Origin of the sequence: Paraglaciecola arctica BSs20135 (genome assembly GCF_000314995.1) — a bacterium.
GTDB lineage: Bacteria > Pseudomonadota > Gammaproteobacteria > Enterobacterales > Alteromonadaceae > Paraglaciecola > Paraglaciecola arctica.
On sequence record NZ_BAEO01000038.1, the window covers coordinates 39,844 to 61,147 of the forward strand.

The 21,304-nt window shown below is 41.2% G+C and carries 18 protein-coding genes and 1 CRISPR repeat array (1 of these 19 cut by a window edge); all 18 genes read right to left on the reverse strand.

What is annotated here, in order from left to right; all coding sequences use genetic code 11:
* A CRISPR array of direct repeats spans positions 1 to 1,726; the repeat unit is 28 nt; unit sequence TTTCTAAGCTGCCTGTGCGGCAGTGAAC (it extends 102 nt beyond the left edge of the window).
* A 221-nt stretch (positions 1,727 to 1,947) separates the two neighbouring features.
* Positions 1,948 to 2,550, reverse strand: coding sequence for a type I-F CRISPR-associated endoribonuclease Cas6/Csy4 (gene cas6f, locus GARC_RS13455; RefSeq protein ID WP_007620981.1), 603 nt, complete (start codon positions 2,548 to 2,550; stop codon positions 1,948 to 1,950).
* A gap of 9 nt (positions 2,551 to 2,559) precedes the next feature.
* On the reverse strand, positions 2,560 to 3,585 hold the full coding sequence (gene csy3, locus GARC_RS13460; protein WP_007620983.1) for a type I-F CRISPR-associated protein Csy3: 1,026 nt from the start codon (positions 3,583 to 3,585) through the stop codon (positions 2,560 to 2,562).
* A 37-nt stretch (positions 3,586 to 3,622) separates the two neighbouring features.
* On the reverse strand, positions 3,623 to 4,576 hold the full coding sequence (gene csy2, locus GARC_RS13465; protein WP_007620985.1) for a type I-F CRISPR-associated protein Csy2: 954 nt from the start codon (positions 4,574 to 4,576) through the stop codon (positions 3,623 to 3,625).
* Positions 4,573 to 5,895, reverse strand: a complete 1,323-nt coding sequence (csy1, locus tag GARC_RS13470; RefSeq protein ID WP_007620986.1) for a type I-F CRISPR-associated protein Csy1 — start codon at positions 5,893 to 5,895, stop codon at positions 4,573 to 4,575. The genes csy2 and csy1 overlap by 4 nt, the downstream gene beginning before the upstream one ends.
* A gap of 11 nt (positions 5,896 to 5,906) precedes the next feature.
* Complete coding sequence (cas3f, locus tag GARC_RS13475) at positions 5,907 to 9,308, reverse strand: type I-F CRISPR-associated helicase Cas3f (protein ID WP_007620987.1); 3,402 nt, start codon at positions 9,306 to 9,308, stop codon at positions 5,907 to 5,909.
* The gene (locus GARC_RS13480) at positions 9,305 to 10,120 is read right to left on the reverse strand and encodes a KilA-N domain-containing protein (RefSeq protein ID WP_007620988.1); all 816 of its coding nucleotides are present in this window, start codon (positions 10,118 to 10,120) and stop codon (positions 9,305 to 9,307) included. The genes cas3f and GARC_RS13480 overlap by 4 nt, the downstream gene beginning before the upstream one ends.
* Entirely contained in the window at positions 10,117 to 11,100 is a 984-nt protein-coding gene (gene cas1f / locus GARC_RS13485) for a type I-F CRISPR-associated endonuclease Cas1f (RefSeq protein WP_039989631.1), read from the reverse strand. The genes GARC_RS13480 and cas1f overlap by 4 nt, the downstream gene beginning before the upstream one ends.
* Positions 11,101 to 11,213: 113 nt before the next feature.
* Positions 11,214 to 12,053 carry a WYL domain-containing protein gene (locus tag GARC_RS13490; protein ID WP_007620992.1) on the reverse strand — a complete coding sequence of 280 codons (840 nt, stop codon included), beginning with the start codon at positions 12,051 to 12,053 and terminating at the stop codon, positions 11,214 to 11,216.
* 139 nt (positions 12,054 to 12,192) lie between these two features.
* On the reverse strand, positions 12,193 to 12,450 hold the full coding sequence (locus tag GARC_RS13495) for a DUF3081 domain-containing protein (RefSeq protein ID WP_007620993.1): 258 nt from the start codon (positions 12,448 to 12,450) through the stop codon (positions 12,193 to 12,195).
* A 413-nt stretch (positions 12,451 to 12,863) separates the two neighbouring features.
* Positions 12,864 to 14,858 carry a metallophosphoesterase family protein gene (locus GARC_RS13500; protein WP_007620994.1) on the reverse strand — a complete coding sequence of 665 codons (1,995 nt, stop codon included), beginning with the start codon at positions 14,856 to 14,858 and terminating at the stop codon, positions 12,864 to 12,866.
* Positions 14,859 to 15,126: 268 nt separating this feature from the next.
* Complete coding sequence (gene recR / locus GARC_RS13505) at positions 15,127 to 15,729, reverse strand: recombination mediator RecR (protein ID WP_007620997.1); 603 nt, start codon at positions 15,727 to 15,729, stop codon at positions 15,127 to 15,129.
* Positions 15,730 to 15,798: 69 nt separating this feature from the next.
* Entirely contained in the window at positions 15,799 to 16,128 is a 330-nt protein-coding gene (locus GARC_RS13510) for a YbaB/EbfC family nucleoid-associated protein (protein WP_193363077.1), read from the reverse strand.
* Positions 16,129 to 16,169: 41 nt separating this feature from the next.
* Positions 16,170 to 18,644: a DNA polymerase III subunit gamma/tau gene (gene dnaX, locus GARC_RS13515; RefSeq protein ID WP_007621001.1), complete on the reverse strand. Its 2,475-nt coding sequence runs from the start codon at positions 18,642 to 18,644 to the stop codon at positions 16,170 to 16,172.
* An 8-nt stretch (positions 18,645 to 18,652) separates the two neighbouring features.
* Positions 18,653 to 19,189: an adenine phosphoribosyltransferase gene (gene apt, locus GARC_RS13520; RefSeq protein WP_007621002.1), complete on the reverse strand. Its 537-nt coding sequence runs from the start codon at positions 19,187 to 19,189 to the stop codon at positions 18,653 to 18,655.
* Positions 19,190 to 19,238: 49 nt separating this feature from the next.
* Positions 19,239 to 19,361: a hypothetical protein gene (locus tag GARC_RS27580; protein WP_007621003.1), complete on the reverse strand. Its 123-nt coding sequence runs from the start codon at positions 19,359 to 19,361 to the stop codon at positions 19,239 to 19,241.
* Positions 19,362 to 19,549: 188 nt separating this feature from the next.
* A complete protein-coding gene (locus GARC_RS13525) occupies positions 19,550 to 20,296 on the reverse strand; it encodes an HvfC family RiPP maturation protein (RefSeq protein WP_007621005.1) in 747 nt (248 codons plus the stop codon).
* A complete protein-coding gene (locus GARC_RS13530) occupies positions 20,296 to 21,144 on the reverse strand; it encodes an HvfB family MNIO-type RiPP peptide maturase (protein ID WP_007621007.1) in 849 nt (282 codons plus the stop codon). The genes GARC_RS13525 and GARC_RS13530 overlap by 1 nt, the downstream gene beginning before the upstream one ends.
* An 82-nt stretch (positions 21,145 to 21,226) precedes the next feature.
* The coding region (locus GARC_RS27820; RefSeq protein WP_456095260.1) for an HvfA family oxazolone/thioamide-modified RiPP metallophore at positions 21,227 to 21,304 on the reverse strand (78 nt) is incomplete at its 5' end.

Sequence of the window (21,304 nt, forward strand, 5' to 3'; positions counted from 1 at the left end):
GGAGCTAATGCGCGCCATTTTCTAAGCTGCCTGTGCGGCAGTGAACTTGACCGTGGCACTTTGGATTCATTTTCTTCTTTTCTAAGCTGCCTGTGCGGCAGTGAACTGAATGCCAAGAACTATAACACTGACGCCTTTTTTCTAAGCTGCCTGTGCGGCAGTGAACGCGTACTGGATGTTTACCGCCACCTTTAGCCGTTTCTAAGCTGCCTGTGCGGCAGTGAACGATTTGAAATAATGCCACCAGCCGCCCACGTCTTTCTAAGCTGCCTGTGCGGCAGTGAACTTCAAGCTGCGTTCGACATGGCTATCGAATCATTTCTAAGCTGCCTGTGCGGCAGTGAACGATGACACGAATTATAAAAACTCGATACGTGCTTTCTAAGCTGCCTGTGCGGCAGTGAACAGCTTTCTGACTCACTCGACGAGCGTCGGCGCTTTCTAAGCTGCCTGTGCGGCAGTGAACAAAGGCGTTGTATGGGTTATTGCCCGCGCAACTTTCTAAGCTGCCTGTGCGGCAGTGAACCAGGCGCTAAGTTCTTAACCGCCGGCGCAACTTTTCTAAGCTGCCTGTGCGGCAGTGAACTAAGTGACAAAACTGTAATAAGTGGCGAATATTTTCTAAGCTGCCTGTGCGGCAGTGAACAGTTACCGATTACATCAATTTTGCCTCGAAATTTTCTAAGCTGCCTGTGCGGCAGTGAACCGTTACAGTGTGTCCAGCGTCAAAACCTAAGTTTTCTAAGCTGCCTGTGCGGCAGTGAACTTAAATTCGTAAAGGTATTCATCATCGCTAATTTTCTAAGCTGCCTGTGCGGCAGTGAACTTAAATTCGTAAAGGTATTCATCATCGCTAATTTTCTAAGCTGCCTGTGCGGCAGTGAACAACCTGACAACCGTCGACCTGACTATGTTCTATTTCTAAGCTGCCTGTGCGGCAGTGAACTGGGAAAGTGACGAGCTTAAAAAGCGCTGCGTTTTCTAAGCTGCCTGTGCGGCAGTGAACTTCATGCGGGTAACTACATCGACTCCGACCTCTTTCTAAGCTGCCTGTGCGGCAGTGAACTCGGAACGCTTGAAAGTGCTATTGGTGCAGACTTTCTAAGCTGCCTGTGCGGCAGTGAACTTTACCTGGTGCTTAGTCGATTACCGCTTTCATTTCTAAGCTGCCTGTGCGGCAGTGAACTTATAGCTCCATTTATATCCACAGTTCCGTCGTTTCTAAGCTGCCTGTGCGGCAGTGAACCAAAAGCTATGACAGACGCTAAATCTTTCGCTTTTCTAAGCTGCCTGTGCGGCAGTGAACAAATATAAAAACCCATACCATCATCCATGGTCTTTCTAAGCTGCCTGTGCGGCAGTGAACGGAATTCTACACCACTAATCTTGTATTCGGCGTTTCTAAGCTGCCTGTGCGGCAGTGAACGTCGTATCTGTACCGCTGTCCATACGTCGCGATTTCTAAGCTGCCTGTGCGGCAGTGAACTGTCGGGATTTTCGCGCATCATTATAGTTGTGTTTCTAAGCTGCCTGTGCGGCAGTGAACGTTTACACTGATAACGGGTTTTTACGCGTTACTTTCTAAGCTGCCTGTGCGGCAGTGAACTGAAAGCTGTCGATTTATTCAAAAACGCTAAATTTCTAAGCTGCCTGTGCGGCAGTGAACTATTGAATCCGGTAAGTGCCAGCTATCACCGGTTTCTAAGCTGCCTGTGCGGCAGTGAACAATAGAATAACGGCAAAAAAATAAGTTACAACAAGTGGATAGGTAAAATTTGACGTTTTTACCTATGTTTTTTAGACCTGTTATAACCATCTGATTTTATTAGTAATTGTTAAAGAGCATTTTTTATTGGTTATTGCTTTGAATTATTAGCACCAATAAAAATATACCCGCAGTATTCGGCGGGTATATATAAAAAGCAACGTTGAGCAAACTTTAAACTTTCAAAACCAAGGTACTGTTGCGGTTTTTGATAGGCCGTAACAGTCAAACTTACCGCTTACAGGAGCATCAAAAATAGTTTGCTCGATAAAGAGTAAGAACTGGCATGACACACCTTGCCCTTCTCGCTTTTTAGTGTCTTGACTTTCAACGTTGATAAAAGGCAATTTACACGCTTTCGATTTATCTTCTTCAATTAAATAAGCCAACACTTCTTCGTAAGGTTTAGCTAAATGAATCGCGCGGCGTTGCGCTTTTTTCTCAATAGATTTTACATTTTTACGATTAAAGCGTGCATATTGCTTAACGCTAACTGGCACCGGTTTAACCGATGATAGATGACAGTAATCACTTAACCTATTGAGCCAGCGTTGCATATCCAACTTTTGCAATACATCCTCACTAGCTGCAAACAAACGCAATTTGTTACCTAACGGAAAGGTTTTATCCCGGTAACCCACAACTGAGAGTGCAACGGCAGATTCGTTATCACCGACTTTATTATCCACCAGCGCAATGTGTACTTGTTGAAACACCTTTTGCCAGAGGAAACCAAGGTTAGCTTCGGCATCTGGCAGTAGGGTTATGTCGAGGTAATGTTTCATCTCATCCCCCTATTTATCGCTTTCACCAAATACGCCGCCACGCACTAAAATGGCCATTACGTAATGTTCATCTTCAACACGCGATAGTTTTTCCCCTCGAGCCCAAACATCAAAAAACGTATAAAAATCCTGTTTAGCCGCAGGCGTTCGATAAGCTTTACCTAAGTTGGTCACTGCACCGTAAGGTTCGATGGCAATTGGACCCGCGCTGGTTTCTGGATCCGTAAACTCTGGGTACCAAGTATCAATAGTCCGCAGTGCATTACCAATTTTTTGCGAATGCATGGCAGCAATACCATTAACATCATAAAGAATTTTACTTTTTTCGCCCTTACCTTTATCCAGTACCAACTCTTCACTAGGATAAACTTCCTGCGCTTTACCCACTTGCACAAAGCAGCTGATATCCAATAACAAAAAGTCATCTGCGCTTGCGAGAGCTTTAGCTATATACTTTGCCAGAGCATTTATAGCATCATCATTAAAATCAAAGTTTCTGGTGCTAAATTGTGTGGCATCAAAAACCCAAGATTCATCAACAGTGCTATTTTTGGCTTTCACTTGCACTTCAATCTTTTCTGCACCAACCCGGTTACGCCATAAAAAGCGCGCATTAGCTATATTGCTTGCATAACGGCGGGCCAGCTCCGTAAAAGCCTCAGTGGTAATATATTCCTTGGCAGCCGCACTGTAACTTTGTTTAAATAAGGCATTATTACAGGCTGATGGCTGAGTAATACCACCCAAGACTTTTACTGTAAATTGCAGATTCAAGGTATCCTGCTCAGGTGCAACTGCACACGCATCTACACGTTGTAAATTGGCTTTTTCCACTTCTGCGTTTAACTTAGCCGGGTCACTTTTAATAGCGGCTTTTAAGCGATTTGATATGGTGCCACGTACCGACTTTTCTCTTAACGCAAGAGGCGTTATTTGACTGCGTGTATCCCACGTTGTGCCGTACATATAACCGTCACTGGTTACTAATTTTTTTTCAAATGCCAATACAGATGCAATGTTGTCTTTTTTAGCCATGATAATTTTCCTTTTACTGTGTTAAATATTGATTAAATTAAAATTCAGATTCGATTGAGCTTGGCTCTAAATCAAATTCACTCGTTGGAGTTATGTGTTTATTTTGTTGACAAAGGTACAAATCACCTTGGTGGTGATAACGCCACAATATGTCTTCGATAAATTTAATCCGGTGGGGCATTTTAAATTCTCCTAAGGTGACTATGCTTTCTGCAAACCGATGGGGCGTGTCTGGATCTCGCTGGTTTTTTGCTTCACCTAATTCACTAATGCCATGAAATCCGGTGGCGATAGGTACTATCCACCCAGCAGGTTTATTATTCAGCGTTTTACGATAACTGCTCCAGGTTACATTTCCATCATCATCTGTTTCACACAGGTGATGAATGGCCAGATAATTAATCAATGCGTCCAGCGCGTCTGCGCCATTTTTCATTGCATCTAACATCAGGTCTCGGCGCTCAATTAGCGCATAACCAGGCATTAAAGCACGTTGCACTTTACTTAAATCTTGATCGTCACCTTCTTTACAATTGATACAAAATGGGGTTTGAAAGCCGTTAATATCGCCACCGGCCATTTTCATATTTGCATGTAATAAATGATTGATGGCGCCTAGTAATCTCTCACGATCATCAATACTGATGTTGTCGTATTGAATCACCAAACTCACATCCAGATGACAACGGGCTTCTTCGATAAATGCCGATCTGGCACCGGTTTTGTCCAATGGATTCCCGGTCCCAACAATTGAGTGTACAAAGTCGTTGTTGCCTTTATAGGTTTGTAAATCCATATTGTGACTCACCACACCTGTGGCTGAAAAAACCACCGGAATATCTTGCGCGTTCAACTTACGTTGCAGGGCATGTACTGCTCCTAACCAAGCTGTCATTGCTGGAAAGCCGATGGTAAAAGGGCTAGACAGCGCATTAGCGTTGTGAACTTTAATGTGGGGAATAATTAGCAATTTTTTTACTTCGCCTATCATCGCAATGCCTCCTTGTTTAATAACACCAACTTGTGCATATGTTTATGTTCAGCATCACTGAGTTTTATGGCCTTTTTACCCAGTATTTTTTCGTAACCATAAAACAGGAAAGTGGTGACTGACTTAACGATGCTGTCCAACCAATCATCAGTCCCCTCGCGCAGGTTTTTGTTTTCGTCTTGCTCACACAACCAAGTTTTTTGTGCCGATGGTAATTGATTTTCAGAGGCGTTGAATTGCTCTAATGCGATGCTGCGAACCTGCCACATTTTTTCAATAATGTGATCGATCACACTTTGATAATATTCATCACGCTCAGCGCGAATATGCATGTTGTTATCATCGCGCTGATAGAGTTTATGTAACTGATAAAATTGGTTCTTGCACTGGAAATAATTCACGGTTTGGCTGAAAAAATCGGAATTGGGAAAGTGCATATTACGATTTTTTAATTGCGGTGATGCACACATAAACAAATGGGCTTTTCCGGCATTTTGGCTATTTAGCACACTGATGTTTTGTGGTTGGGTGCCACCGTAGCCAATAGTGGTTAAATTATAAATTTCACAATAACCTTCATGCTCTTGGTTGTTCTTTTTCTTGTCTCTTGCCAGCTTAATAGCATCACCAAAGCGCATTCCATCAAGGCGTTTTCTTAATTCAAATAAAACCCCCGAAGCGGTCAAGATGGAAAGCTGATGATAACTATTGGTAACTGCTGTTTTCTCATCAGACTGATTTGCAGTAGGAAAAAACACCTGCTTAATCTTCGAACTAGTAACAACATCACTACCGGCAGAAGTCATGGCTAACAAACCTTGTTTGAGGCTTGCATAGTTTTGAGTTTCATCAATATTCGGTAAGGTAAATAAACTTAAGGCTAACTCAGTATTTTGCTCAAGATGTTGAATTAAATTTCGCCCGTCCACCATTACTAAAGTTAAGAACTCATGAACATCTAATTCGCCTGCATTACCAATAGAATCAATTGGATCAACTAGTCGCACATTTCCTGTTCTTAAGAATCCATCATTTTCTAATACTGCGTTACAAATTATTGGGGTCACATAAGTTAAATTTTTTATATTTTTGGGCCCAACACCAGTACTTGGGTGAGTAAACTTACTAGGATGCGAAGTCATTGCTCTGCTTTTTGCTCGCTTCGCGGCATCAGGCAACCAATTTTTTAACGTAAACACGGATTCGCATTCTTGCTCTTTCTCCCGCACTTCTGCCTGTGACATAGATGCCGTCAGATTTTTCTTTAACCATGCGGCTTTTCTTTCATCAAAAAAAGTCGTTATTGCTGGATCAACCATAAGTCCTCCTATTAAATTATTACCAATCCCAATTGATCGTTATATCCATACTGTTTTTTCTCATCGTGGCGAAAGTTTAGCTCGCCATAACGTAATGAAATCCTTCGTTGACTTAGTTCTTGTCTATCAGCTAAGGCTATGCAGCTCTGGTCAAAATCCCGAGTTAGCCACAGGCGCTGCTGCGCTTGTTCGCTTAGCGCAATACGTTGAATATTGAGTGATCTCTCACGTTCAATGGCATAGCCCTGTTCATTTTTTTCACAAAACCGGCTGACTTGTTGATATTCATCAAACACTAAAAACACCTTTAGACTTGGTTCACTTTTTCTAAATGGGGCTAATGCTTGCGGTAAGGCCGTTAAAAACCAATTCTGATTGAGCCAGCCTTGCATGGTATGTGGGCCTGTTTGCGCTCCCAGATGTTTTTGGGTTGTGTAATTCGCTAGCCAATTCCAAGTGGCCGCATGTTCTAGTTCTACTAAAGTCGAGGCTTGGTTTAATTTACGCAAATAATCAGCCGTTAATTGCGGTAAATGCTGAATACGAGGTATGGCATCTAAACGTTGGGCAACTGCTTTTACGTCAATGAGTTGCGTTAAATCCTTACTCACTAAACGCATGAAATCATCGAAACCAGGGCGATTAAACACCCTAACATCGTCATCATGCTGATCTCGTATGCCCTTCCAGTTATATTGCATAAGGGCAATATTCGGCTCAGAAACCTCCCCTTGCCGATGCCGCTTTACCCTGCCTGCCAACTGAATAATAGAACGATAAGAAGAGGGTTCGATCACCGCCCAATCAAAATCATGATCACGGCCAACTTCTTCTACTGGTGTTGCCACCAATATAAAAATGACGTTTTGAATCTCAGGCGAACTAGCCTTAATAGTGCTTAAGTGCTGGCGAATAATATTTTCGTTCAACGCTGCCGGAGTTTCATCCGGTGCTTCTTTGCGTTTAAGTACCTTGTCTAAATGCTGTTCTTGCACCGAGCGTAGCAATAATACTTGCTGACTGTGGTAGGCCATGACTCTGACTTCGGTGTTTTCAGGCCAGTCCTTTTCTAAAAGGTAATTAGTCAGATCAACGCAAGGCGTTATATTCGCAACACGAATAACCCCAAACGAAACATTAGTCTGGCTACGTTCATCGTAGAAATGGTGATGTTGATGTTTGTTTAAGACACTTTGTGCAATCAGCTCAAAATAGCCAGCTTGTTTGCTTTCAATTACCTCTTGCTGACGATGACTTTGCCCCTGATAATTTTCAATAATACTTTGACAATCAGTGATATCGGCTTTGCGTTTGGCTGGTTGTTGTTGAAGTTTTGCTACACGTTTTTCAATAAATTGGGCATGTTCTTGTCTATATTCCAATATGGCAGCGGGAGTTTCAATATTATTGTTAGTACCCACCTTAGTCGAAAATTCATCTATCCAGGCGCAGCCGATAACATTGCTGGCATCCCGAGTTTGGCAATATAAAAGCCAACCATCCCGATAAGCCTTAAAATAACCTTCGGCAAGATAAGGGGGAATAGTCGCTGACGAAATCATTACTTTACGGCCAAGCATACCTGCCAAATGAATCAAGCGGCCAATGGCGATTAAATCATCACCGGTAAAATCATCAATTTCATCGATAACCAAATCAGAAGACATAAGTCGCAGTGTTGGCAAGATGTAACGACCACCGCGTTTAGTCTCAGTCGCGGCCATTAAATGATCGATAGTACAAGCCAGTACTGGCGCATAGAGAAACTGCTTATCACGCTCGCAGGTTAAGACTGTACTTAAACCTTGCTCGGGTATGGCGCAGTCGTAGTCCAGCTCTTCACCCAGCAACGGCTCTTGTGACAAAGAGCCAGTGTTTTCAAAACTCTGATCGTCTTGATCTATCTTCTCTTGTTGATGTAATTCCATGACTGCGCGCGAGCCAATTAATACCGCAAGTTCACTGTTATCTAAACCGACACGTTCACGATATTCGTCACCCGTTTGCAAGGTTAACGTACGCAAACCAAGGGCTAAAATGAAACGTAAACTTTTGGTGTCGTTTGATAAGGCTCGCATAACTTTGGCATTGGCAAAAGTTTTACCACAACCGGTACTGGCCATATTGACGGTGAAAAAACCATATTTTAGTTTACTTTGTTTGGCAAAGTCTTGTTGCCAAGCAAGGATCTTATCTACCGCTTTATCTTGCCAATCATAAGGCTTAGGGCTACGTTGCCTTAAACTATTGATGTCTTGTGCGACAGGTGGTTCTCGCTCAAATGCGGGTAACAAATGAGCAGTTTGTAAAGCAGACCTCGCCACTCCAACTAGATGTTCATCAAGTTTTTGCTTTAAACTTTTGGTTGCACGATCAGTGTTGGCAAATAACCCTATTGTATCCTGCCATTTTTTATCCGCTTCTTGTGATGAGTAGTAATGATCGCCCAACATCAAACAAAGTCGCGCATGATTGAGTATCAACCGATAGCTACCATCATTTATGCATTCAACAGCTTGGGCTTGGCAGGCTAACAATCGCTGCGACCATTTCTTAACCTGATTAAGCCAAGGCTTCGAATTACTGATTAAACCTTTTGGAAAACTAAAACATGCCTTTAGTCGCTTTTGATACTCTTGTTCATCAAAGCGATTTTCATAACCCCACTCTTTGGTAATTAGATTAAGCATCACATCAATAGAACCAACTGATTCTGAGGTGTAATCGCCCCAATTTTTTTTATCTGGTAGCGGTAAACGATGATGGGAAACGATTAACCAAGCGACTAATTTGGCTAGTGGAGGCAATTGACTCAACGGTTGCGTTACCTTTAGTTTTATCAGTTTTTTTAAAGCGCCCTCATTAACCTCACCGTTACTTAGTTGAGTTAGCCACGCTTCGTCTGTACTCGTATCTGTCGCCTGAATAAACGCATTTAATAACAACAGAGAAATCCATTCATGACGAATCGGATCACCTTTAAAACCATTTTCACTTGTAGGATTAAGTTTTTCTTGAAATAAAGCCGTTGCTTTACCCCAGTCATGTAATAAGGCGGCTAAGCCAACCAAAGCTTTAATTAATGGCAAGTAGTGCCAATCATTTTGAATGTCAGTATTCAACAAAGTACGCTTGGTACTATTCACCGGTACCACACCCAATTCATTAAACTTATTCCTGTTCCCCACCACCCACAAAAACTGGCTTCTTGCTCTTGAACGGATCCAGTGGCAACTCACGGCGGTGCTTTTACTAGCAGTTTGGCGTAGCATTTTTTTAACGGTTAATAAGCCGTCTTCGGTGATGAGGGTTTGCCAAGTGTTATCACCAATACGATCGGCAAAGGCATCCAGTACTCTGCGGGTTTTCTTGAGGGCGTTCTTTTCGCACTGCGAGACAAAAGTCACCATCATGGTTGTTTTTGCTCCAAACTTTTTACAAATGTGTCTTCGAGTAATATTTGCATCTGTGAAATGGCAATGCTGTTGAGCCTTTTTAAGCGTGCGGGCTGTGAGGTGTTGTCGTTAATAAACACTGCATTAATGCTTTCTAAGTTAGCCAAACACACCAATTGTGCGGTGCTTGAATAATCACGAATGTTGCCTTCTTGATTTGGGTTTTGTTGACGCCATTGTTTTGCGGTTATGCCATATAAGGCCATATTTAAAACGTCAGCCTCATTGGCATAAACAAGCTGTATTTGTTCTTGGCTTAAACTTGGTGGTAACAGATTGTTTTTAATTGCATCGGTATGGATACGGTAGTTCATTTTTGTCAACGTTCTGCGAGCATTCCACGTATGCTCAGCTTGTTCATTTTCTTTTAAACGTTGGAATTCTTTTATTAGATATATTTTAAATTCTGCGCTTATCCACATGGCAAATTCAAAGGCAATATCTTGGTGTGCGTATGTTCCACCATATCGACCAGCCTTTGCTTTTAACCCTATGGCCTTGGTTTTTCTTACCCATTCTTTGACACTAATTTTGTAGCTATTGAGTCCTGCTGAACTTTTAATTGTGGCGAATTCGCCATAATTAAAACTAGGGTTGTGGATCCGTTCCCAAATGCCTAAATACTCAACCGTATTGCGGTTTCGTAACCAGTCAGAAATAAAAAACTCGCCATCTTTGGCTTTTAACATATCGGTAAGTGATATGTAGTCATCACTGGTAATTGTGATGTTCTCACCCAATATGCTTATAACTTTATTTTTGTTACTCAAAGTTTGTCTCCTTTGACTTGTGTGCCTTGTAACGCCACTTTTTTCACTTGCTCAAACATAAAATCTAATGCTTTATGGTCGGTAAATTTTTGCAATACTTGCTGGCGGAACTCTTGTTCGGTGGCGTTTTCTTTGGCGCAAATAAAGGCCCATGGCAAGACGATGGCATCCTTGATTAAATCGGCGATATCAAATACCAAAGCCCCACGGCGAGTTTTGCCGTGCATCACTGCAAAACCATGAGGAATACCCAATACCCATAAGGTACAAGCCGCTAATCCATAAGCCAGATAGTTACCGTGGTTGAGAAAGTCATTAGCTTTGTCGGCGCTCTGATGCTGGCGAGTAAAATCGCTTGTACCAGTATTATTGGCGGCAAATTTATATAACACTTTGGTGAGTTGGGCTTCGGTAAGCAGTAAATCTGAGGATTTTGTGGCTTGCTCGGTTCTCGTGTTAAAACGCTCTAATGCCCCTTTGATAAGATCGTTATCAGTAGTAAAACCTTCTGCACCTAGGTCTCGATCCTTGCCCCACACGCGTGTCAGGTATGCAATTCTTGCGGCTTGAAATTGTTTGGCTGCCTGTAAGCGTTTTTCATCATCGAACCAAAACGACATCCATCCCTGAATATATTCTGTTGGCCGATATTCACTTTGTGGTGTCATCCACTCGATGTCGTTGCCCATATACAGAGGCGTGCCACCACCACCAGCAAATCCAAGTAATACTCCCGCTTGGGCCAGCATTCTTACTGCTGCTTGGGTGATGGATGTACCATTGCCTAACAACAACACTGTGGTATTGGCGATGGGGATATTAAAATACTGGTTGTCGCCGTTGTTTCGAGAAGAGTTGACTTCTGTTAAATACAACACTCGCCCATCTTTTTGCATCACCCTACAATACTCCAGGTAATACAAATTTGCTCTTTTGGAATGCAAAATGGTTTTGAGATCTGATGGCGATAAATCTTTCATTAGTCAGTCTTATCCATGAATTCTAAGTCCAGTATCTGTGGCTTGTGTACGTCTGCCAATCCCTGAATTATAACCAGTACACTTTGTATACAGGTGCTTGTTAGAAAATGTACTTAAGCGTTAAACAGCCATTGTTTTATGTCACTTTTGTTTACCAATACCAGTTGTTGGGCTTCAGGATATTCGTCATGAAATTTAGTTTTCACCTGCATTTCTTGCAAAAGATATTGGGCTAATGCGGCACGGCAATTCACTATTAATTGTCCATCTTGCATTTGGTAGTCTTGTTGTATCACTGTTTTCTGTGCTGCTGTTAAGCGACTATCAGCTTCAAAAATTAAGTTGATATAGGTATGCCATGACTCATCTTTGGCACTAGATTGGGTGGCCTTATCGAGTAACTCTGGATCGCCGCTAAATCGACTTAAAACAAAGTCTCTAAATTGTTGGTGTTGTTCATCATAAGCACGTAAATGCCAACGTAACCCTGTTTTGACAAACATAAAAGGTTGGATAATTCGCCCTTCATAATTAGGATTGGCTAATGACACATAATCCACATCAATACGCCGCTTTTGTTTTATCGCAGCAATCAAGCCACGCATCACAAAAGGCGACACTTGCCGTTTAGGTAAGCTCAAAGATGTATCGGTAAGTGACGGGTTTAAGTCAGAAGAAACATAACTGCTAGATTGGCTTAACCAACTTAGATATTGGTCTACATTTCCCGTAATGTTTTGAAGTGTAAATCCTTCAGAAAGTACAAAACCTTTAATATTAGCCTGGTAATGCAAGTTCTGCGGATATTGCGCTTGGTAAGATTGAATGTATTTACGTGCTTGTTGACGAGTGCGCTGATAATAATTGACTAAATCAGTGGCATTCACTCGCCCCTGCCAATACGCTAACAATTCGATTATCGCGTTGTGAGATTGCTTTTCTACGAATTCCATTCGCTTCCCCAAAGATCAACAATTAACAACTATCGTTAACTTCTACTTCAGAGTCAATAGTTTACCAGAACCGAATCTATGACTTACTTAGTGGTGCCAGCAAAATGGCAGTATCAACAGTGTTTTTGATATACCTATTTTAGTAATTTTGATCTATAGCTGACATTTTTTTCATAAACTGTTCAAAGTGTTCTTCTTTGGCATATTCAAAATCATATTGATTGTGAAAACCAAAACGTAACTTCACTAGAGCGTCTTCGATAAACAGGGTGTAACCGTCGAAGTCGGTAAATGCTTCTAACCCACCTAACACGTATTTCTCTTCTTGTTTTTCACCATGTTGACGCATTTTTTCAAACACCGACAACACAAATTTACTGTCTATTTCATTTTTCATTTTTTGTCTCTGGGGTTGTCTTTGGAAAGGTATTTTAAGCTAAGGTTTACTTCGACGTTATTCGCATTCCAAACTAATATTATGCGCCAATGAAGTCAAATTAAGCAGCACGGCTTAATTAACTTGGCTAGAAATAACCTTACTGTCATGCACTACTAGTAGTGTGCTTATCCTCTTAGAACTTGCCTACAATAGCAAGCTATTCAGGCACAAGTTGGCTTTGATAAACTCAATAATAGCGGTATTGGATGTATTCAATATATTTGCAATACAACAACTCTCTAACAGACTAGTTTTAGAGCAATTATTTTAATGGAATTGGTATTAACCACATCAGGTTAACAAAATAACAAGGAGTCAATGCGACTCCTTGTTATAGAGGATATGCCTAGCACTAATACCATTAAAGGTGATTAGCGTGAAATGAGTGCCAACTTGGTATCTTGATTAAGTATTGTCCACCAGCGGTTACCATAATTTGTGTCTAAACCAACTATAGGTTGATTAACGCAGCTGTCTGGTCGACTAGGTGTTTGCTCAAACATTGAATCTGAGAAAGGTAATTCAACAATACATTCCACACTAGTGATAGCTTGCCAACTGCCGTCAACCATATGGGCAAGATTGACCGTACCTGCGTCCATTGTATCTGCACCGGTAAATTGTACGGCGTAGCTATCTGATACAGCACTACTGATATCCCAATCTTGAGTGGCAGTGGTAGGCAAGTTAACGACAGATTTAGCAGTTCCGTCGGTTTGCGAGGCAGCTAAACCAGTGACGGCAGTGATGTCTTTTTCGCCACCATAAGCATTTTGGTACATACCGGTTTGGTTTTGGGTACCACTGACAATTAAAATATCCGATTCAGTCTGGTTTGCGGCTAACCAACTTAAAGTAACGTGTTCTTTTAAGTCGATGGTTGTTTCAGGAATAATTAATTCATTTGCCTCTTCATCAGGAATTGCTCGGAAAGGACTATTAAGGTTTGGAGTCCAGTTTTCGTGATAAACAAATAACCACTGATAAGCAAGACGTGTGAGATCCATCAATGTTTCTGCGCGGCTAAAGCCTGGGGTAAAGCCAAAATCTCTGGTGCGAGTATCGGTACGATTAAATGTATCGTTAGTACCACCCACTAAGCGCGCAAATGAGCCATCGTCTCCATAACAGTCATTGCTTAAGTAATGGGTTTGAAACACCATGACTGGACGTGTACCTTCTTTAATTGAATTTGGATAAATCATAGTTTCACAGCGGTTGGTAGTGCGTGAAAATTTATCCATTAGTTTCCAGTCGGCATTAAAGTCATAACTATCATCATTACTTTTTGCCTGATGCTCAGCATAATAAGCGGCGTAATCGACCTGCTCTCCTTGGAAAGTCAAAATAGCTGAATTGACATCATAGTGATCAGAATTATTCCCCTCACTGTAGGTAGCATTTTTTTGTGATACCAACATTTGTACTAGTTCTCTTTCGCCGTAACGATATTCGTACCCCTTATAGGATGCATTACCCGACATAATTTGGGTATATGCGCCCATTCGGTAATTACCACCTGTAGGTGTTGAACTAGAAGGAAGGGTTTCTAAAGTTTTTTTGGCTGTAATAAGTGAACGTTGATACTGATGTTCATGGCCTTGCACATAAATCACATCATAGTCTGAAAAAAACTGACGGATCTGAGGCTGCACATCATAAACCCAAGCGTCATCTTTAGTGCCGTCTACAATTTGCTCTCGCGTTTGACCATATTTAGCACCTATTAGGCCATCATGACTGGCCACAACAATATGTTTTATATCATCATTTTTAGCCAAAACCGTATCTTTTATCCATTGAAAAGCGACGGGTAAATTGTAGTAAGCCAAACCAAAGATAAGCACGTTTTCGCGCACAACATAATAATTAATCCACTCATACCCAGGCATATGCACAGCATCTTCTGGGATATAGTTTTTCATGTTATCTATCCACTCTACTGTATAAGCATAACTGGTTTCGTGATTGCCCATTACAGGTAAAAATTCAATGCCTTTGTCCTTATATTCTTGGGCAACAGATGTCCATTCAGCAAATTCTTCGGTACTGCCACCATCAGTTAAATCCCCTAAAGCAAGCACCATATCTACACCGGCACTCTCTTGATGGGCAAGCACGTTTTTCATCGGGTGTAATGCTACATGAGATTGTCCTGTTGCATCACTACCACCTTGAGTATCGGGTAATAAACCTATAGTGAATTTCGCTACAGTAGCAGGCACTGCAGCAGGTTCTGACGGAGTTGTTACTACTGGCGTAGTCACAGAGTTGTTAGAATCAGAGCCACAGGCAACCAGAGTTGCCGCTATGGTTAATGCAATAGAGGTTTGCGCAATAGAATACTTCTTAATGCTGATTTTCATTATGGTGGTTTTTCTCTGTAGGAGTTAGAAAGAAAAACCATTTAAGCAATCTATTATTAATAAAAGGCTCAACATTAATGAATAATTTATTAAGTTTTATTTACAGAAAAAATACTTCCCGAAAACTCAACTTTTCGGTTCAACCTAGAAGCAATAGAAAAATATCAAAAAGAATGGGGTTTTATAGGTACCTTGCTTTGCCTAATTGAAAAGGCTCAAGCTAGGGATTTACATGCACACAAAACCTCGCAAGTTTGTGGACTACTCGCTAAATTAAGTTCCTACGCCCCGCAAACGCATGGGTTAAGGTATTGCCATCAATAAACTCTAGTTCACCACCAACTGGTACGCCGTGAGCTATGCGGCTAGCTTGGATATCTTGGGTTTTACACATTTGTGCGATGTAATGGGCGGTTGCTTCCCCTTCTACAGTTGGATTAGTCGCCAAAATGACTTCTGTAATATCATCATTTTCAAATATCTGCGATAACTGCTCTAAGCCAATATCTGCGGGACCAATTCCATCTATGGGTGACAAGTGCCCCATCAATACAAAATAACGGCCTTTAAATTCTGAAGTTTGTTCAATCGCCAGCATATCTTGCGGTGATTCAACTACGCATAAAATTTGGTTTTCTTGTCGCTTGGGATTAGCGCAAATTTCACATAATTTATTTTCACAAAAAGTACGGCATTGTTCACAGTGTTTGACGTGTTCCATAGCATTATGTAACACATGGCTTAATTGCAACGCCCCTGGACGATTGCGCTCTAAAAGATGAAACGCCATGCGCTGAGCACTTTTAGGCCCAACACCTGGCAATATTTTAAAAGCATCAATCAATTCTTTAATTAAGGGGCTAAATTGCATCTATCACCTACGGTTAATGTTTATCACTTGTTCTTGTCGCTATTAGCTCGTAGCTCGTAGCTCAAAACATTAAAAAGGCATTTTAAAACCAGGAGGTAAAGGCATTCCACCCGTGACATCAGCCATTTTTGCTTTAGTGGTTTCTTGTACACGTCTAACGCCATCATTGAAGGCAGCGGCCACCAAATCTTCGATCATTTCTTTATCGTCTTCCATCAGACTTGGATCGATATCAACGCGGCGTACGGCATGACTGCAGGTCATAGTGACTTTAACCAAACCGGCACCTGACTCACCTGTGACTTCAGTTTTAGCTAACTCTTCTTGATTTTTTTGCATGCGCTCTTGCATTTGCTGCGCTTGCTTCATCATGTTACCCATTCCACCTTTCATCATAATCTTTCTCTCTTTTTCTGTAATAACTGTCGATTGTTAGTTGCTTATCTAGCTTGAATACTTTGTTCGTCTACCTTGGCAGCAAACTGTTGTTGTAACAATTGAATGCCAGGATCATTCTTTACCACTTCACGGGCGTATTCGTTACGCACTTGGTTAACTTTAAGTTGTAAAGCGTAAGGAGTGTTAATGGGTTGACCTAGCTCAATTTCAAGTTCAATAGACTCATTAAGTGCTAAACAAAGTGCATCTTTAAGCTGTTGCTGTGCTGTTTCTGAAATAAGATGTGCTTTCGCCTCTAAAAGAGTCAACTTAACTTTATTGTTTTGTTGATTAAAAGCAGAGTGTAAGGCCAATTGTTTCGTTAAAGCTGTGACTTGCATGTCTTCAATTAACTTACTCCAAGCATCCACTTGTAACGCTTGTATTACTTTTTGTTTATTAGGTAAAAAAGCGGAGATCTCTAAGGTTACATCACCCACATTTTCTTCGTCTAAATGCGCACTAGAGTCAAAAACGTCTGCTTCTACCAGTATTTTTTCTGCAGAGAAAGGACTCACAACAGGCGTTTCCACTGGTGCAGTTTGTGACTGGTTATTAACTGGCCATGGTGGGGTATTTTCTATTATGTGCTCTGTGCTAGGTGCCGCTACTTGCGGTTCAACAATAGCCGCTGACGGAATGGATACAGCCTGGCTTTGCGTTTCCACATGAGTCTCAGTTGGCTTATTCTCAGCTTGTTGATTTTGCTTACGGATCGCAGCTAAATTAAATGACGTCGAACTCTCAGACTTTTTTACCTGCTCTGCCCCTTCCCCCTCTTCACGTTGGCTTTGTTTGAGTTTATTGCGCAGTGCAATCAAATCAGCTGTGGTGGTATTAGGTTTTACATCAGTTGCTTGAGGTGAAGGCGACTGTGGAGCTTGTGTCTGTGGGGCAGCACTTTCAAAATCAGTTTGTTGGTAATCGGTTTGCTCATAATCACCAGAAAATGAGTCTGAGGGCCGCTCATCCAAAGAAACAGGTTGGTATTGGTCATAATCTATTGGTTGATGACCAAAATCTTCAGCCTGAGCCATAATATCTTGCTGTTGCGCAAATAAGTCAGCATCTATTGCCGCTTCTTGATTAGGCTCTGGTTGTATATTTGGTTGTTCTGGCTCAGCACTGACTTCTTGATGAAGTGGCTGACTATTTTCAGCTAAAGCTGCAACCGGAGCGTTATTTTGCTCAGCAGGTTTAACAATAGGTTCAAGGGAAGGTTCACTTTGAACAGGCATATCATTGGTGACTTGAGCGACTTCAGCTACAGGAGCAGCAGCTGTTACAGTTGATTCGGTGATAACCTTGTCGTTTGCTTGAGCGGTTGGCTGTTGTATAACCGTCTCAACATCTGGGGTTTTAGCGGCAATATCCAGCGCATCTAATTTTAAATTATTCGGACAAAATGCCAGCATCCGCAACAAAGTCATTTCTAGACCTGTTCTGGGATCAGCTGCATGGGGTAAGTCTTTTTTACCCGTCAGGGCAATTTGATACAGCAATTGCACTTGCTCAGCAGGTACAGATTTTGCCAGTTGAAAAATAGCTCTGGCCGAAATAGTTTCTAACTTACAAGCATCTGGCACAAACTGCGTTAATGCTATTTGATGTAACAAGCTCATAATTTCAGACAAAACCAAAGCAAAGTCTGGTGCTTGTTCAGACATTAATTCGACTTGCTGCATCACTTTTGCACTGTCTTTTTGAACTACGGCATGCACCAGTTTGAGTACTTGGTTTTTATCCATCAACCCAAGCATATCTGTGACTATTTGCAAACCAACCACACCATTGCCTTGAGCTATGGCTTGATCTGTCAAGCTTAATGCGTCGCGCATACTGCCTTGAGCCGCTCTGGCTAATTGGCTCAGCGCTTCTTTATCAAACGGGATACTCTCTTCGCCAAGTACAAAATCTAATTGCTGGCTAATTTGGGTACGCGACAAGGCTTTTAGATTAAATTGCAAACAACGGGATAAAATCGTAACAGGTAGTTTTTGCGGATCTGTGGTCGCCAATAAAAATTTTACATGGGGAGGTGGTTCTTCAAGCGTTTTAAGCAAGGCATTAAAACTATGCTTGGACAACATATGTACTTCATCTATCAGATAGACTTTGTAACGTCCACGGCTAGGTTTGTATTGTACGTTATCTAGTAACTCGCGAGTGTCTTCTACTTTGGTACGAGACGCCGCATCGATTTCAAGTAAATCAATAAAGTTACCATTTTCGATTTCTTTACAGGTACTACATTGACCACAAGGTGTGGAACTTAAACCTTGTTCACAGTTTAAACTTTTTGAAAAAATCCGCGCAATAGTAGTTTTACCTACACCTCGGGTGCCAGTAAATAGATAAGCATGGTGCAATCTATCATTATCAAGCGCATTAGAAATGGCGGTCACGACATGTTCTTGCCCGACTAATTCGCCAAAACGATTAGGTCGCCATTTTCTTGCTAATACTTGATAACCCATTTAATTAGTTACTCGCCTTCAAATTCACAAATAGAAAAACTAGTGACACCACAGTCGATAAGTTTTTGTTCACCACCGAGTTCTGGTAAAGAAATAACAAAACCAGCGTGTTCAACTATACCGCCTAAGCGTCGAATTAAATTAGCTGTGGCGATCATAGTGCCACCCGTTGCCAATAAATCGTCCAACATCAGTACTTTTTCACCGGGCTTCACAGAGTCTTTATGAATTTCTAAGCAATCAGTACCGTATTCAAGTTCATAACTTTCACTTATCACTTCACGAGGTAATTTATTTGGCTTACGCACAGGAATAAATCCTATACCGAGCTCAATAGCCAAAGGGGCACCAAACAAAAACCCACGGGCTTCGGTACCGGCTACTTTATCAAAACCCATTGGCGCGTAATGCTTCAATAAGAGTTCGATAGACGCTGAGTAGGCTTTATGATCTTCTAAAACTGAGGTCACATCACGAAACATGATCCCAGGTTTTGGATAATCAGGAACGGTTTTAATAACCGATTTTATATATTCGGCGGACACAAAATTCCCCGTGATTTAATAATAAGATGAGTAGAAAAAGTTGTGGATATTAAAGGTAAAAAACGAACCAACCAGTTATGGTAGGCAGTAATGCCATAGCTAGCAGAGCACCTAAGGCGGCAACTAAATAGCCCCAATTAAACGGGTCATGTGGACTGTTATCATCTTGCATTATTGCACTCCAAACTTGAAGGGTATGCACCCTTGTTAAACAACTAAAATGAAGCCGCAGATGTTAATCCAAAGTGGAATAAATTGATAGCCCTAAAAGCTGGAGCAAGACGTATACCTATAGTCGCTCAAAATGTGTTCTTTGCTATAAAACAGTAATATTAGCACCCTGTTTTTAGGATAAAGGCGCTAATTATCTACAATAAGTAATATTTCTTGCTGCAATAACTGCTGCAACACTTGTTGAAGTGAATCTGTAATTTGTTGAACATCAAGTTGTGGCATGGCTTCAATCATGATTTTATTCATTTCATCCATGCTTACTACTCCTTGTTGCAAAATAGTATTTAACAAATATGCAGACACAGCATTAATTAAAGTGAAGTTAACTTCATCTGTGGCATCCCGGTAAATAACTAAATAAACCGCTTCGCTGGCCTGTGAGGGTTGAAAAACGGCACTTATTTGATGAACGGGATACTGGTAACTCACTAAGCTTGCAAGCTCTGACATTTGAACTTGGGTTACTTGTGAATGTCCATCCCACACTTTAGCTGTTTGACTCGATTTGCGAACACTGACGTCTAATTCTAACCATTCATAATGCGCTAATTCACGCATAAATACTGGGTCGGATTCGTTTAATTGGTATTCACTGCTCAAATATTCAACAAATTCTTTACTGATATCAATGAAATAAGGAGAGCGGCATGTATGCTCAATAAAAAACTTTCGAGCTAACACTTGCCATTGTTGTTCAGAATATAAACTTTCCAAAACGGGAAATCCTGAGCTAAGAAAACCCAAAATGTTATTAAAAAACAATTCCCGATATATTTTTAAACGCCTGTCTTCAATCCCAGCATCAAAGGGGTTAGCTTGAGGATTTTTTATATGCTGAATAAAAGCATGTTGAGTTTCTTGGAATGACTTCATTAGGCTCTAAATTGTTTGGGTTGCTGGGCAGATACTTGCTGCTGAATAGTTCTTATTTTTTCCATTTCCAATAATAATTCGTTAATAGGTGGAATATTAAAATCTCTTTCTAACAAGGTAGGAAAAACACCATGGATTTCATAGGCTTTTTTAAGTAATTGCCAAACAGGTTCAATAACATCGGCGCCATGAGTATCAATTTTTAAGTCATCAGCTTCATCGTAATGCCCAGCAATATGCCCATAGACAATTTTACCTGTTGGCATGGCAGCCAAAAAAGTTTCTGCGTCGTAGCCGTGATTAATTGAATTCACATAAATATTATTGACGTCCAACAACATTAAACAACCAGACTCCTGCAATACAGATAAGGTGAACTCTTGCTCAGTCATCTCTTGCCCTGGCGCCGCGTAATAAGACACATTTTCTAACACTAACGGACGTTCGATGATGTCTTGTACTTGTTTAACGCGCTCAACTACATGTTTAACTGCTTCTTCGGTAAACGGAATAGGCATCAAATCATACATGTGCCCTTCGCCTGAACAATAACTTAGATGTTCGCTGTAATACAAAATTTGATGTTGATCTAAAAACCCTTTAACACTTTTAACAAAATTGACATCAAGGGGTTCGGGGCTACCAATCGACAAAGACAAACCGTGACTTACAAAGTTACAGGCAGAGGTAAATTGTTTGAGGTTTTTCTGATACTTTCCCCCAAGAGGGATCCAGTTTTCGGGCGCAACTTCCCAAAAATCGACTGAGTCAGGAATATCAGGCAATAGCTCGTTGAGCATTTCTCGACGTAAACCTAAGCCTACTCCGGAAAGATGTTTTGTTTTCATCGAATTTCTCACCCTGAATTTTTGCTAAAATAAAGGCCGGCACTGGCCGACCTTTATCATAATACTTAAGTTTAGCTAGTGATTAAGCTTGGCCACCACATTTGCCTTCACCACATTTACCTTCTTTCATGGTTTTGGCTGCTTTTTCGGCTTTGTCGCC

Coding starts and splice junctions, on each gene's coding strand:
- GARC_RS13495 (WP_007620993.1), bottom strand. CDS start 12,450: ATGAAAAATGAAATAGACAGTAAATTTGTGTTGTCGGTGTTTGAAAAA.
- GARC_RS13490 (WP_007620992.1), bottom strand. CDS start 12,053: ATGGAATTCGTAGAAAAGCAATCTCACAACGCGATAATCGAATTGTTA.
- cas6f (WP_007620981.1), bottom strand. CDS start 2,550: ATGAAACATTACCTCGACATAACCCTACTGCCAGATGCCGAAGCTAAC.
- GARC_RS13500 (WP_007620994.1), bottom strand. CDS start 14,858: ATGAAAATCAGCATTAAGAAGTATTCTATTGCGCAAACCTCTATTGCA.
- recR (WP_007620997.1), bottom strand. CDS start 15,729: ATGCAATTTAGCCCCTTAATTAAAGAATTGATTGATGCTTTTAAAATA.
- cas1f (WP_039989631.1), bottom strand. CDS start 11,100: ATGAAAGATTTATCGCCATCAGATCTCAAAACCATTTTGCATTCCAAA.
- csy3 (WP_007620983.1), bottom strand. CDS start 3,585: ATGGCTAAAAAAGACAACATTGCATCTGTATTGGCATTTGAAAAAAAA.
- GARC_RS13525 (WP_007621005.1), bottom strand. CDS start 20,296: ATGAAGTCATTCCAAGAAACTCAACATGCTTTTATTCAGCATATAAAA.
- csy2 (WP_007620985.1), bottom strand. CDS start 4,576: ATGATAGGCGAAGTAAAAAAATTGCTAATTATTCCCCACATTAAAGTT.
- csy1 (WP_007620986.1), bottom strand. CDS start 5,895: ATGGTTGATCCAGCAATAACGACTTTTTTTGATGAAAGAAAAGCCGCA.
- dnaX (WP_007621001.1), bottom strand. CDS start 18,644: ATGGGTTATCAAGTATTAGCAAGAAAATGGCGACCTAATCGTTTTGGC.
- GARC_RS27580 (WP_007621003.1), bottom strand. CDS start 19,361: ATGCAAGATGATAACAGTCCACATGACCCGTTTAATTGGGGCTATTTA.
- GARC_RS13530 (WP_007621007.1), bottom strand. CDS start 21,144: ATGAAAACAAAACATCTTTCCGGAGTAGGCTTAGGTTTACGTCGAGAA.
- cas3f (WP_007620987.1), bottom strand. CDS start 9,308: ATGATGGTGACTTTTGTCTCGCAGTGCGAAAAGAACGCCCTCAAGAAA.